This is a genomic window from Erwinia sp. S38, assembly GCF_016624545.1.
GTDB lineage: Bacteria > Pseudomonadota > Gammaproteobacteria > Enterobacterales > Enterobacteriaceae > Erwinia > Erwinia coffeiphila.
Map to the genome: position 1 here is coordinate 137,327 of NZ_JACVTS010000013.1, position 13,140 is coordinate 150,466.

The window sequence follows — 13,140 nt, forward strand, 5'->3', positions numbered from 1 at the left end:
AATTACCTTATATAATAGTCTGTTAAAGAGAGTCATTATCCACGGCGAACCGTTGTCCACTGCACGGCGAATACGCTGAGCAGCACGACGATTAGCGCAATAAAGGCGGTACCGGTCATTGACTGGGAAAGCACGATCCAGCCCAGTGCTACGGCGGCCAGTGGGCTAAGCAGACCGAGTGAGGCAACGGCCACGCCGGGAAGCCGGGTTATTCCGCGGAACCACAACGCATAGGCAAGTAGCGCACCGGCAAGGCTGAGATACGCATAGGCACACCACTGCGGCAAGGTCAGCACCGGTAGTGGCGCATCGACCAGCCACGCAACGGGGGCCAGCATCAGCCCGCCAATCACCAGCTGCCAGCCGGTAAGCGGCAGTACGGGCAGATCGACCTGCCAGCGCCGGGTCAGCCAGACTCCGGTGGCCATACAGGCGGCACCCAATAGCGCAGCAATCACGCCTATTGGTTCAAAGGTGGTTTGCGGCGACAACAGCAAAACCGCCATTCCGATCACCCCGGCCACGGCGGACCACAGCGTAATTTGTGCGGGTGCACGCCGATCAACCGCCCATGCCAGCACCATCACCAAGAGCGGCTGAATGGCACCCAACACCGCGGCCAGTCCTCCCGGCAGACGATAGGCGGCAACGAATAACAGCGCCTGGAAAACGCCGATATTCAGCGCGCTCAGCACCACTAAGCGCCACCCATCGCCCCTAAGCGGAATGCGGCGGGTAAACAGCAACAGCAGTAAACCCGCCGGTAAAACTCGGATCAGCGCAGCGGTAAATGGCCTGTCCGGCGGCAGGATTTCAGATGTGACGATATAAGTAGACCCCCAGATCGCGGGGGCCAGCGCCGTGAGGATCACGTCACGCCAGTAATGCATTGAGGATGTAATGTTCATGACTTTACCTTCAGTTCAAGATATTATCAGTGTGTCGATCAGTTATCTTGAAGTCAAGGCAAATGAGTGTACCTATGAAAAATCGTGAACATGATGCCGTGGATGCCATTCTGCAACAGTGGCAGTGCGAACGGCCCGATCTGGACGCCAGTCCGATGGGACCAATTGGACGTATTAATCGATGCGCGGCCCTGCTGCAGCAGAAACTGGAAACGGCCTTTGCCCGATTCGATCTCAGTATGTGGGAGTTCGATATGCTGGCAGCTCTGCGCCGTTCAGGTGAGCCAAGCCTCAGCCCGACCGAACTGTTTTCAACGCTGATGGTCACATCGGGGACGATGACACATCGGCTTAAGCGACTGGAAACTCGTGGGTTTATCGAGCGAGTGCCTAATGCTCAGGATGCGCGCAGCATGCTGGTTAAACTGACGGAGAGCGGGCGGGAGCTGATCGATCGGGCGGTTGAAGAACACATCGAGAATGAGCGGCAGATCCTATCGGGGCTGTCAGCTAATGCATTAAGTGAGCTGGATAATTCGCTTTCGGCGTTTTTACGCACGCTGGAGGAGTGATTTTATCCTCGCTAAATTCAGGCCCGCCCTTACCGACGGGCCTGATAATTTTTACGCCAGCGTTACCGGGCGCCCCTCGCGCGCGCTGATAAGCGCAGCATCCAGCACGGCCAGCGTCTGGATCGCCTGCTCGGTGGTCACCGGGGGTTCCAAACCGCTGCGGACAGCTTCAACAAATGCTTCATAGTAGGCATGGTAGTTCCCCTGCTCGGAGGGAATGGCCTCTTCGCCGTTGGCGGTACGCAGCACGCCCCACCGCTCCTGTTTTTCATAACCCCAGGCCGCCAGATCGTCGGCCGGGCGCTGACCGGCGAAAATCGCCTGCGCCTGCACATCGGTGCCGTTAGACGTATAGCTACCCTTGTCGCCGTAGATTATCAGCTCGCGGGTGGCTAACCGGTTGAGTTTGCTGGCAGAGATATGCGAGTGAACACCGCTGGTATGGGTCAGCGTGATAATGAAACTGGCATTGGTCGGGCCGTCCGGATGGTCAACAATATCCGTATGGGCATAGACCGATTTCACCGGCCCCAGCAGCCAGAGGGTCTGATCGACCAGGTGGCTACCGATATCCCGCAGCAGGCCGCCCGCCTCACCGCCTTCCAGCGTATGAGGATCGTCGAGGTCCATGCGATTATGCAGACGCCACAATTTGCCAACGCGCTGCTGTTCAATCACCTTGCGCAGCGTCTGAATGTCAGCATCGAAACGGCGGTTATGATAAACGCTCAGCATCACGCCTTTGGCCTTCGCCGCATCGGCAAGCTCGCGGCCGGTTTTCGCATCCGGTGCAAAAGGCTTATCGGCAATCACCGCCACGCCTGCCGCAATCGCTTCCAGAACCAGCTCGCGGCGGGTGGCCGGCGGCGTGGTGATGGTCACAATATCAACGCCTGCTGCCAGCATAGCCGTCAGGCTGGGGTAGATCGGCACATCAGGAAAATCTGCCTGAGCGCTGGCGATAGTTGCCGGTGCGCGAGCAACGATTCCCGCCAGCTCCAGCCCTTTGGCCGCCGAAATAAACGGCGCGTGAAAATTTTTACCGCCTGAACCGTATCCTACGATGCCTATTCTCATGCTTTCCTCATTGTGGGTGGGTAATTAATGTTATGAGTGCTATCTGAGTACTTAAAAGTCGGATGCAGGAGGCGCTATACGCGCAGCCGCTGGCCGACATCAATGCGGTTTCCGTGGGGATCGGCGAAGACAAATGCACGTAAGCCGTAATCTTTATCCTGCACGCCTTTTATTATTTTTGCGCCGTGCTGTTTGCAAAGCGCAAACATTGCGTTGGCATCGTCGACCAGCAGATGGGCTATCGGGAACGGGGCGGCTTTATGCCCGGGCTGAAGCGATAAATGCAGTTCGCTTTCGTCGCGTTTCAGGATGATAAAACCGACGGGATCGCCATTTTGAAAGGTTTTGGTGAATCCTAATCCATCAATATAAAAACGCTGCGCAACTTCCATATCCTGCACGGGCAAAATAGCCGCGATACGGCCAAAATTCATCGCAGTGAGTGTCATATACACCCTCAATATTTTCAGAGCGATCGCATATATCAGACGGTGCTGTTGCCGGAAGGCGTCGATCGAATGGCTGGACGTTGCCAGAACAGCTTTAAGCATATCCGGCAAGCGTCATCCCTTCAAAGTGTTTTCACCCCTATTTCGGGTGAAAATTACTGAAAATATTCTGTTTTATCCCTGATAGCGAACCGCATCAATAAGCTTTGAAAATGCCGCGGTGTGCTGTTTTCTACTGGGATAATAAAGATAGTAACCGGTGAACGGTTCGCACCAGTCCTGTAATACGCTTTGCAGTTTGCCTTGTTCTATTTGCGTTCTGACCGAATCTTCAGGAACGCAGCAGACCCCCATTCCGGATAATGCCGCATCGATGCGCGCAGAGAGCGTGTTGAACACTAACTGCCCTTCTACCTTGACCCGAATGGCTTTGCCATCCTTGCTGAATTCCCAGTGATACAGCCCGCCGAGCGTGGGCAGACGCATGTTAATACAGCGATAATTTTGCAGCTCATAGGGCGTTTGTGGCACGCCGTGTTCAGCAAAATAGTCCGGCGTGGCAACGATCGCCATTTTCCAGTCAGGGCCAATTCGCACGGCTACCATATCTTTTTCTATCGACTCACCCAGGCGTACGCCGGCATCAAAACGCCCGCTGACGATATCGGTCAATGCGTTATCAATCGATAATTCCACGTTAACGTCCGGGTAGCGCAGTAAAAAGGGTTTCAACAGCGGCCACAGCGTGCTGGAAAGCGCATGTTCACCGGCGGTAATGCGGATATTTCCCGAGGGATTTTCCTGATTATCCGCCAAATCCTGCAGCGCTTTTTCAATTTCCGTAATCATCGGCGCGACGCTTTGAATCAACCGCTCCCCGGCTTCGGTTGAGGCAACGCTCCGCGTCGTTCGGGTTAACAGCCGGGTATTCAGCCGTTCTTCCAGTCCGCGGATGGAATGGCTCAGCGCTGACTGCGATACGCCCAGCCTGGCTGCCGCTCGGGTGAAACTGCGCTCGCGTGCAACCATCACCAAATAGATGAGGTCATTAAAGTTTTCTTTGAGCATTGTCCGCCTTTGACAAGTAAGTTTGACCCGCGTGTACCACTATACACAAAATGAAATACATGTGTATTCTTCACAAATCTTTCGGAAAAATTTCACTTTATGTGAGAAAGGTCGAATTTAAAGCACACAGTTTTTGCGAGACAACTCGCAAACTCCCCTGCCGGGCACTTCATTAAATGAATTAAATTCATAAACCCTATCGTTTTTACCCCGCTAATCGATCGTAATCCGCCATGTTATTCTGCTCCCGCATCAGGCCGTTCTGGTCATCTTTTTAACCCTGAAATTATGGCAAAGGTGAAAGAATGGATAGACAGGAGCTCATCATTCATGAACTGATTGCGTGGATTGACAGCAATATCCGTCAGCCGCTGAAAATTGAAGATGTTGCGCAGCGTGCGGGGTATTCGAAGTGGCATTTGCAGCGTATGTTTCAACGTATTATGCGCATCAGTCTGGGAAATTATATTCGCGATAAAAAACTGGCGTCCGCCGCACAGGATTTAATCGCCGGTGGCGAAAGCGTAATTGATATCTCCACCAAGTATGGCTACGACTCGCAGCAGTCATTCAGTCGTTCATTCAGCAGAAAATATCATGTGCCTCCGGCTACATGGCGTCGTTTAAATTCTCAACAATCCCATTTTTGAGGTTTTTCCTCTCTTAATACCGGCTTCCGGGAGAAAATAATAATGCCCATCAAGGTGGCAATTAAGCCTCTGGCTTTGCTATGCGCGCTGTTCGCTTTAAATCTAACCGGCTGTGACAATTCGTCCGTTAACTCAACGCAGTCAACAGTGGTTCCCGAAGTTCAGGTCACTACGCTGGCCGTGCAGTCGCTTCCAGTCACGTCGGAACTGCCGGGGCGTATGTTGGCTTACCGCATCGCGGAAGTCCGTCCGCAGGTTTCCGGCATCATTCTGCAACGTCTTTTTACCGAAGGAAGTGACGTTGTCACCGATCAACCACTCTATCAGATTGATGCCGCTCCCCTGCGCGCTGAATTCAATCGTACCGTCTCCGCCCTGGCACAGGCCAGGGCCAACGCGCAGCTGGCGCAGGTCACCCTTGCGCGCTATCGCACATTGATCGGTGCGCAGTACGTCAGTCGTCAGGACTTCGACCAGGCAGAGGCAACGGCGGCGCAGACGCGTGCTGCCGTTGAAACGGCCAGGAGCGCTCAGGAAACGGCGCGGATCAATCTGATGCGAACGACGGTCACCTCACCGCTTAACGGCAGAATCGGGCGTTCTTCGGTTACGGAAGGCGCGCTGGTGCAGGATCAGCAGAGCGATGCGATGGCCACGGTGCAGCAGCTCGATCCGCTTTATCTCGACGTAACGCAGTCGAGCCAGGAATTTCTGCGTCTGCAGCAGGAACTGGCCTCCGGCAGACTACAGCGTCAGCCCGGCAGTGTGCCGGTCAGCGTGATCCTCAGTGATGGTTCACTTTATTCGCATCCCGGAACACTGGCATTTTCGGACCTGACCGTAGACCAGACCACTGGTGCAATTACGCTACGCGCTATTGTACCTAACCCCGATCGTCAGTTGCTGCCGGGCATGTTTGTACGGGCGCGTATCAATCTGGGGAACGATCCACAGGGACTGACCATTCCGCAGCAGGCGGTCAGCCGCACTCCGCGCGGCGAAGCGACCGCACTAGTGGTGAATGAAGATAATCGCGTTGAAGTTCGTCATATCACCGTTTCAACAGCCTCTGCCGATCGCTGGGTGGTCACCAGTGGCCTTAAGCCCGGTGAAAGAGCGATCGTTTCCGGGCTACAGCGTGCACAGCCGGGAATGAAGGTCTCTCCTGTTGATATTGCCGCTACGCCGACCGGAGGCGCAAACTGATGTCCAGATTCTTTATCGATCGCCCGGTTTTTGCCTGGGTTCTGGCGATTATCGTTATGCTCGCCGGGGGGATTTCCCTGCTGAAAATTCCCGTGGAGCAGTACCCCGACGTCGCGCCCACCGCCGTGCAAATCCGAGCCACTTATCCCGGTGCCGATGCCACCACCCTGCAAAACAGCGTTACACAGGTTATCGAGCAAAATATGAGCGGGCTGAACGGGCTGATGTACATGTCCTCGACCAGCGATTCTTCCGGCACGCTGCAGCTGACGCTGTCGTTTGAAAACGGAACCGACGCGGATATCGCCCAGGTGCAGGTGCAGAACAAGCTCCAGCTTGCCACACCGCTGCTGCCGCAGGAGGTTCAACAGCAGGGAATTACGGTGCGTAAATCTTCCAGCGTGTTCTTCCTGGTGCCGGGATTTGTTGATGAAAGCGGCCGGATGAGCATGGAAGATATTGCCGATTACGTAGCGGCAAACCTGAAAGATCCCATCAGCCGCATCAACGGCGTGGGTGATACCACGCTGTTCGGCTCACAGTACGCCATGCGTATCTGGCTGGACCCGAACAAGCTGAATAACTACCAGCTGACGCCGGTGGATGTCATTGCACGAATCCGCGCACAGAACGCTCAGATTGCCGCAGGTCAGCTCGGTGGTGCACCGCCGGTGAAGGGGCAGCAGCTTAATGCGTCGATCATCGCGCAGACGCGGCTGACCTCCCCGGAGGCGTTCGGCAATATTCTGATGAAGGTTAACGGCGACGGTTCGCAGGTGAGGCTGCACGATGTAGCGCGCATCGAGCGCGGCGGCGAAAACTACAATTTCGTGGTTAAGATTAACGGTAAACCGGCCTCGGCACTGGGTATTCAGCTGGCGACCGGCGCGAATGCGCTGGATACGGCGAATGCCATCCGCGCGCGCATCAACACCCTGAAGCCCTTCTTCCCGCAGGGACTAAAGGTGGTGTATCCCTACGACACCACGCCGTTTATCAGCATTTCGATTAATGAAGTGGTGAAAACGCTGGTTGAAGCCATCGTGCTGGTTTTCCTGGTGATGTATCTGTTTCTGCAAAGCTTCCGCGCCACGCTGATCCCCACCATCGCGGTGCCGGTGGTGCTGGCAGGGACGTTTGCCATCCTCAGCGCCTTTGGTTATTCGATCAACACACTGACGATGTTCGGCATGGTGCTGGCGATTGGTCTGCTGGTCGATGATGCCATTGTGGTGGTGGAAAACGTTGAGCGCGTGATGGCGGAAGAAGGCCTGAAGCCGAAGGCCGCCACGCGCAAATCCATGGGGCAAATCCAGGGGGCGCTGGTCGGTATTGCGCTGGTACTCTCGGCGGTATTTGTGCCGATGGCGTTCTTTGGCGGCAGCACAGGCGTGATCTACCGGCAGTTCTCTATCACTATCGTGTCGGCCATGGTGCTCTCTGTGCTGGTGGCGCTGATCCTCACCCCGGCCCTGTGCGTTACCCTGCTTAAGCCGCTGAAGCCGGGCGAACACGGGCAGAAACGCGGCCTGTTTGGCTGGTTTAACCGAAAGTTTGAGCAAAGCTCGCAGCACTACAGCAGCTCGGTGGCCCGCATGCTGCATCGCAGCGGCCGCTATCTGTTGATCTACGGCGTAGTAGTGGCAGTGATGGCGCTGCTGTTTGTGCGCTTACCGACCTCCTTCCTGCCTTCAGAGGATCAGGGCGTATTGGCAACGCAGGCGATCCTGCCCGCCGGGGCAACCCAGGAACGAACCCAGGCGGTGCTGGATCGCGTCAGTGACTACTACCTCAATGCGGAAAAAAGCAACGTTGAAAACGTGCTGACGGTAAACGGCTTTGGCTTTGCCGGGCGCGGACAGAACGTCGGCATTGCCTTTATCGGCCTGAAGGACTGGTCCGAGCGTGCGGGCGATGACAATAAGGTCGATGGCATTGTCAGCCGTGCCACCGGGGCGCTCAGTAAAATTATGGATGGCACCGTAGTGGCGTTTAACCTGCCGCCGATTATCGCCCTGGGCAACGCCACCGGCTTTGACTTCGAGCTGATCGACCAGGCCGGGCTTGGCCATGAAAAGCTATTACAGGCACGTAACGCTCTGCTCGACCTGGTACGCCAGCATCCGGAGACGCTGACAGCTGTACGTGCCAACGGCATGGAAGACAGTCCGCAGTTCAAACTCAATATTGATGAAGAAAAGGCCACCGCGCTGGGTGTCGATCTGACCGATATCAACAGCACGTTAAGCACTGCGTGGGGCGGTAACTACGTCAATGACTTTATTGACAGCGGTAGGGTCAAAAAAGTTTATGTGATGGCCGATGCCCGCTGGCGCATGCTGCCGCAGGATCTCGATAACTGGTACGTGCGTGCAGCCAACGGCAAAATGGTGCCCTTTGCCAGCTTCTCTACGGCGGAATGGATTTACGGTTCGCCGCGCCTGGAGCGCTACAACGGCCTGTCATCGGTGGAGGTCCTCGGTCAGCCCGCCGCGGGGAAAAGTTCGGGCGAAGCGATGGCGCTGATGGAACAGCTGGCGCAGCAGCTGCCCGAGGGTATTGGCTTCGACTGGACCGGGATGTCGTATCAGGAACGGATGACCGGAGAGCAGGCTCCTGCACTGTACGCGCTGTCACTGATCGTGGTGTTCTTGTGCCTGGCGGCGCTGTATGAAAGCTGGTCGGTGCCGTTCTCGGTGATGCTGGTGGTGCCGCTCGGCGTGTTCGGCGCGCTGGTCGCCACCCTGCTGCGCGGGCTGAACAACGACGTTTATTTCGTGGTGGGTCTGTTAACCACGATCGGCCTGTCGGCGAAAAATGCCATTTTGATCGTCGAATTTGCAAAAGACCTGATCGAAAAAGAAGGCAAAGGCGTTATCGAGGCCACGCTGGAGGCTGCGCGCATGCGGCTGAGGCCGATACTGATGACCTCGCTGGCCTTTATCCTCGGGGTACTGCCGCTGGCCATCAGCACCGGCGCCGGTAGCGGTGCGCAGAACGCGGTAGGCACCGGCGTTATCGGCGGGATGGTCGCCGCAACCCTACTGGCGGTGTATTTCGTTCCTTTGTTCTTTGTGGTGGTGCATAACCGCTTCGGCAGCAGGCCACGCAACGAAGACGACGACGCCTGATGGCCCGGCTGACCGGCAGCCGATCGGGTTTTCTACCCGGTTGCTGCCGACCACTTACTACGACTCAACGAGATAACATCCGTGAATAATTCCACTAGTGCCAAAACCGGCATCGCCTTTATTGCCATCCTCAGCGCGCTGATGGCCTTTACTTCACTGTCGACGGATATTTATCTGCCCGCGATGCCGGCGATGTCGATTTCGCTACACGGTGATGCGGCGCTGACCGTAACCGGTTTTTTGATTGGTTTCGCCATTGCCCAACTTATCTGGGGGCCGATTAGCGACAGATTTGGACGCAAGCCACCGCTGTATATCGGCATGATTCTGTTCGCTATTGGCTCAGCGGGATGCGCCCTGTCTACTGAAATGTATCAGATCGTATTCTGGCGAGTTTTCCAGGCGGCCGGTGCCTGCACCGGTCCGATGCTGGCGCGGGCGATGATCCGCGATCTCTTCAGCCGCACCCGTGCCGCGCAGATGCTTTCAACGCTGATTATTGTGATGGCGATTGCACCTATTGCCGGTCCGCTGCTCGGCGGGCAAATTATCCGCTATTCACAGTGGCCGATTATTTTCTGGTTTCTCGCAGCCGTTGGCGTGCTGATGTTCTTCGCACTGTTATGGCTGCCGGAAACGCTCCCTGCGGAAAAACGCACGGCTGATTCGCTCGGCAGTGCCTTCAGTAACTACCTGCACCTGCTGAAAAATCGCAGCTTTATGCGCTATACGCTGTGTGTGACCTTTTATTATGTCGCCGTGTATGCCTTCATCGTCGGTTCGCCCGCGGTCTACATCAGCGGGTTCGGCATCGATCCCCAGTACTATGGCTGGCTGTTTGCGGTCAACATTATTGGCGTAGTGGGCATGAGCTTTATCAATAAGCGGCTCGTTCAGCGATTTCCACTGGAGCATATGCTTAAAACTGCCGCCGCTATTGCCTCAATAATGGCGTTATTCATGTGCATATCGTTGGCGATCTTCCCCAAAAACATGCTGGCCATGGCCGCCTGTATTTTTGTTTTCTTCTCGATGAACGGCATTATTGCCGCCTCGGCCACCGCTGCGGCGCTGGATGCGGTGCCGGGAACTGCCGGTTCCGCCTCGGCGCTGATTGGTGCCCTGCAATACGGTAGCGGCATTATCTCTTCGCTGATGCTGGCAGCCTTGAATGACGGTACGCCGTGGCCGATGGCGGGAATGATGACGATATTTACCCTGCTGAGCGGCATGATGGCATTTGGGCGAATGAGACATCAGACCTTAGCAGGCGCGGAATAGGCAGGAAGGAAAAGGAATGAGAACAAATTTAGCACCCATCGTCATTTTGCTGACAAAAATGTCAGCAAAAAGTCAGCCTGCGGACCAGAGCTGTATTTATAATAACGGCCGTAAACCGAGTAGGAACAGAGAAACACCCGATCATGAAAATACTGCTGGTGGAAGACGAGCTGAAAACGTCCTCCTATATCACCATGGCGCTGAGAGAACAGGGATTTATTGTCGATACCGCCCATGACGGCAGAGACGGCCTGTTCCTGGCCGTCGAATACGATTACGACGCGATCATTCTTGATGTCATGCTGCCAGAGATGGACGGTTATGAAATGCTCGCCAGCCTGCGCGAAAGCAAAAGAACACCGGTGCTGATGCTATCCGCGCGCGGCTCGCTTGATGAGCGGGTCAAGGGGTTGCGCCTGGGGGCCGATGACTATCTGCCGAAACCATTTTCACTGACCGAACTGATTGCCCGATTGCAGGCGCTGCTCAGACGCCGTTCGATGGACAGTTACGATATTGCCCATTTACAGGTTCACGACCTGACTGTCGATCTGCTGGCGCGCCGGGTGATCCGCGACGGCAGCCGGATTGATTTAACCCAGAAAGAGTTCGCTCTGCTCAGTCTGCTGGCACGACATCAGGGCCAGGTCATGTCAAAAATGATGATCGCCGAACAGGTGTGGGATATGAATTTTGACAGCGATGCTAACGTCGTTGAAGTCGCCATTAAGCGGCTGCGGACCAAAGTCGATGCGCCGTGGGATATCAAACTGCTGCACACTGTGCGCGGTATGGGCTACGTGCTTGAGTTTCGAGATTAACCATCATGTTCAATCTGTTCAGAAAATCCATTTCCGCCCGTCTGGCATTAATGTTCACCGTGGCGACGGTAAGCATGGCGCTGGCCTACGCCGTTTGCCTGCGTGTGACGTTGCAGGAGTCGCTGGAAAAGCAGATGCATAACGAACTCCAGTTTCGTTATTCGCTGGTTGAACCGATGATTGTCTCCCGGGCTTCTGCCTATGACTGGCAGCTGCTGAAAGCGAAGTTCGTTAATCTTTCTACCTCCGAAGGGGGGCGCGTACAGTACTGGATTATCAGCGATGACCCGTTTTATCACCTCGGCGGACCGGTGCCGCAGGGCGTGAACCTGAGAGCGCTGGAAGATGGTTTCAGTAAAGTTGATCTGCCCGATGCCAAAAAATGCCCGCTGTTCCTGATGGCAAGTACCCTGCCCGCCAGCGGTAACAGGCCCGCATTACGCTACGTTGTGGCGATCGACTCCACGCCCTATATGGGCACGCTGGAAGAGTTCACCCGGGTACTGCTGTTTATCACCTTCTTCGGCGTGATTATGGTCGCTCTGCTGGGTTACTGGATTTCCCGCGCGGGCATGAAGCCGATAAAAGCGCTGAGCGCGCAGTCGCATCAGCTGGTTCCGGGGAAACAGAAGCAGCGGCTGTGTATCGATTCGTTGCCCGAAGAACTGCATGCGCTGGCAGAGGCCTTTAACGGCGTACTGGTCCGCCAGGAAAAGGCCTGGGAGCAGCTTGAAAGCTTTAATGCCGACGTCGCGCACGAGCTGAAAACACCGTTAACCAATTTGATAGGCCAGACCCAGCTGGCGCTTTCCCGCGACCGCAGCGTAGAACAGCTGCAAAATATGCTGGGATCGAATCTTGAAGAGCTTGAGCGCATGTCGTCGATTATTAATGACATGTTATTCCTGTCACATGCCCAAACCGGTAAGTTTGCCGCTCAGATGGCGCAGGTTTCCCTTCGCAATGAAAGTCAGAAAGCGGCTGAATATCTTGAGCCGTCACTAACGGAACGCCATTTGTCAGTGCGCATCAATGGCGACGCTACGGCATATGTAGACCGCAGATTGTTTACCCGCTCTCTGGCTAATCTTCTCAGCAACGGTTCACGCTACGCTCGCGAAGGCAGCACGATCGATATCAATATCGTGCAGTCCGAGAGGTTCATTTCGGTATCCGTGTTAAATGAAGGTGCAGAGATTGAGTCTTATCACCTTGAACGCCTGTTTGAACGCTTTTATCGCGTGGACGGCTCCAGAACGCAAAGCAGCAGTAATCACGGGCTGGGACTGTCGATTGTTAAAGCGATTGCGCTGGTTCACGGAGGCGATGTTTTTGTTAACAGCCGCGACGGCGTGAATACCTTCGGTTTTACCCTTGCTGTAGGCGAAAAGCGCTAACCTTACCGCGCTGTCAGCCAGCGGTCACCTTAATGACAGCCCCTGTTTGCCAGGATGATGATGAACTTTCATCCTTCCAGACAAACAGGGATCTATCATGTATGAAAAAGTCGTTTTAATTATTGCCCGCATTATTATCACCCCACTGTTTATTTATAGCGGCCTGGGTAAAATCCTGCATTTTTCAGATAACGTGGCCAAAACGCCTTTTGGGGATACGTTGGTCGGACAGTTAATGATCGTTGCGGCGATAATTATTGAGTTAGGCGGCAGCCTCTGCTTCTTAACTGGATATCGATTAAAGGCTGTGTCGATTATCTGGATTGTCTATGTATTCCTCACCAGCGTGCTTTTCCATCAATTCTGGCTATATACCGGCGCCCAGCAGAGCAGCCAGTTTATTGCCTTCGGTAAGAATCTGAGCATTATTTCCGGGCTGATTTATTTCTCCCTGTTCTCCCCCGAGCGCCGTCAGTCGTAACGTCCGTTAGAGTGGAGAATGGTTTAAACCGGCGGTCTGTCCCTGCCGCCGGCGATCTCCCCACGATACACGACAGAAAGGTCCAGACGTCAAAAAGCC

Annotated in this window: 12 protein-coding genes; 8 read left to right on the top strand and 4 right to left on the bottom strand. The window is 55.1% G+C overall.

All coding sequences use genetic code 11. The features are described 5' to 3' along the window. Positions 1-35: 35 nt before the first annotated feature. Positions 36-908 carry an EamA family transporter gene (locus IBT46_RS15820; protein WP_200546461.1) on the bottom strand — a complete coding sequence of 291 codons (873 nt, stop codon included), beginning with the start codon at positions 906-908 and terminating at the stop codon, positions 36-38. 74 nt (positions 909-982) lie between these two features. On the opposite strand from IBT46_RS15820, the gene IBT46_RS15825 reads away from it, so the two are divergent. Continuing rightward, positions 983-1,480 (top strand): MarR family winged helix-turn-helix transcriptional regulator, encoded by a 498-nt coding sequence (locus IBT46_RS15825; RefSeq protein ID WP_200546462.1) that lies wholly within the window; start codon positions 983-985, stop codon positions 1,478-1,480. A 51-nt stretch (positions 1,481-1,531) separates the two neighbouring features. On the opposite strand, the gene IBT46_RS15830 is transcribed toward IBT46_RS15825, so the two are convergent. The 3 genes from IBT46_RS15830 to IBT46_RS15840 form a co-directional block, all read right to left on the bottom strand. Further along, entirely contained in the window at positions 1,532-2,557 is a 1,026-nt protein-coding gene (locus IBT46_RS15830; RefSeq protein ID WP_200546463.1) for a Gfo/Idh/MocA family protein, read from the bottom strand. A gap of 74 nt (positions 2,558-2,631) precedes the next feature. Beyond that, a complete protein-coding gene (locus tag IBT46_RS15835; RefSeq protein WP_234480147.1) occupies positions 2,632-3,108 on the bottom strand; it encodes a glyoxalase/bleomycin resistance/extradiol dioxygenase family protein in 477 nt (158 codons plus the stop codon). A 72-nt stretch (positions 3,109-3,180) separates the two neighbouring features. Beyond that, entirely contained in the window at positions 3,181-4,074 is an 894-nt protein-coding gene (locus IBT46_RS15840; protein ID WP_200546464.1) for a LysR family transcriptional regulator, read from the bottom strand. A gap of 305 nt (positions 4,075-4,379) precedes the next feature. Between IBT46_RS15840 and IBT46_RS15845 the strand changes: the two genes are divergently transcribed. The 7 genes from IBT46_RS15845 to IBT46_RS15875 all read left to right on the top strand — a co-directional run bounded on the left by IBT46_RS15845 (position 4,380) and on the right by IBT46_RS15875 (position 13,041). Continuing rightward, entirely contained in the window at positions 4,380-4,724 is a 345-nt protein-coding gene (locus IBT46_RS15845; RefSeq protein ID WP_200546465.1) for a helix-turn-helix domain-containing protein, read from the top strand. 147 nt (positions 4,725-4,871) lie between these two features. Continuing rightward, positions 4,872-5,930: an efflux RND transporter periplasmic adaptor subunit gene (locus IBT46_RS15850; RefSeq protein WP_370569478.1), complete on the top strand. Its 1,059-nt coding sequence runs from the start codon at positions 4,872-4,874 to the stop codon at positions 5,928-5,930. Next, positions 5,930-9,061, top strand: a complete 3,132-nt coding sequence (locus IBT46_RS15855; RefSeq protein ID WP_200546467.1) for an efflux RND transporter permease subunit — start codon at positions 5,930-5,932, stop codon at positions 9,059-9,061. The genes IBT46_RS15850 and IBT46_RS15855 overlap by 1 nt, the downstream gene beginning before the upstream one ends. 141 nt (positions 9,062-9,202) lie before the next feature. Beyond that, positions 9,203-10,342, top strand: coding sequence for a multidrug effflux MFS transporter (locus tag IBT46_RS15860; protein ID WP_200546507.1), 1,140 nt, complete (start codon positions 9,203-9,205; stop codon positions 10,340-10,342). Positions 10,343-10,485: 143 nt separating this feature from the next. Further along, positions 10,486-11,163, top strand: coding sequence for a heavy metal response regulator transcription factor (locus IBT46_RS15865; RefSeq protein WP_200546468.1), 678 nt, complete (start codon positions 10,486-10,488; stop codon positions 11,161-11,163). A 14-nt stretch (positions 11,164-11,177) separates the two neighbouring features. After that, the gene (locus IBT46_RS15870) at positions 11,178-12,560 is read left to right on the top strand and encodes a heavy metal sensor histidine kinase (RefSeq protein WP_200546508.1); all 1,383 of its coding nucleotides are present in this window, start codon (positions 11,178-11,180) and stop codon (positions 12,558-12,560) included. Positions 12,561-12,657: 97 nt separating this feature from the next. After that, complete coding sequence (locus IBT46_RS15875) at positions 12,658-13,041, top strand: DoxX family protein (RefSeq protein ID WP_200546469.1); 384 nt, start codon at positions 12,658-12,660, stop codon at positions 13,039-13,041. Positions 13,042-13,140 lie beyond the last annotated feature (99 nt).

Coding starts and splice junctions, on each gene's coding strand:
- IBT46_RS15820 (WP_200546461.1), bottom strand. CDS start 908: ATGAACATTACATCCTCAATGCATTACTGGCGTGACGTGATCCTCACG.
- IBT46_RS15825 (WP_200546462.1), top strand. CDS start 983: ATGAAAAATCGTGAACATGATGCCGTGGATGCCATTCTGCAACAGTGG.
- IBT46_RS15830 (WP_200546463.1), bottom strand. CDS start 2,557: ATGAGAATAGGCATCGTAGGATACGGTTCAGGCGGTAAAAATTTTCAC.
- IBT46_RS15835 (WP_234480147.1), bottom strand. CDS start 3,108: ATGCTTAAAGCTGTTCTGGCAACGTCCAGCCATTCGATCGACGCCTTC.
- IBT46_RS15840 (WP_200546464.1), bottom strand. CDS start 4,074: ATGCTCAAAGAAAACTTTAATGACCTCATCTATTTGGTGATGGTTGCA.
- IBT46_RS15845 (WP_200546465.1), top strand. CDS start 4,380: ATGGATAGACAGGAGCTCATCATTCATGAACTGATTGCGTGGATTGAC.
- IBT46_RS15855 (WP_200546467.1), top strand. CDS start 5,930: ATGTCCAGATTCTTTATCGATCGCCCGGTTTTTGCCTGGGTTCTGGCG.
- IBT46_RS15860 (WP_200546507.1), top strand. CDS start 9,203: ATGGCCTTTACTTCACTGTCGACGGATATTTATCTGCCCGCGATGCCG.
- IBT46_RS15865 (WP_200546468.1), top strand. CDS start 10,486: ATGAAAATACTGCTGGTGGAAGACGAGCTGAAAACGTCCTCCTATATC.
- IBT46_RS15875 (WP_200546469.1), top strand. CDS start 12,658: ATGTATGAAAAAGTCGTTTTAATTATTGCCCGCATTATTATCACCCCA.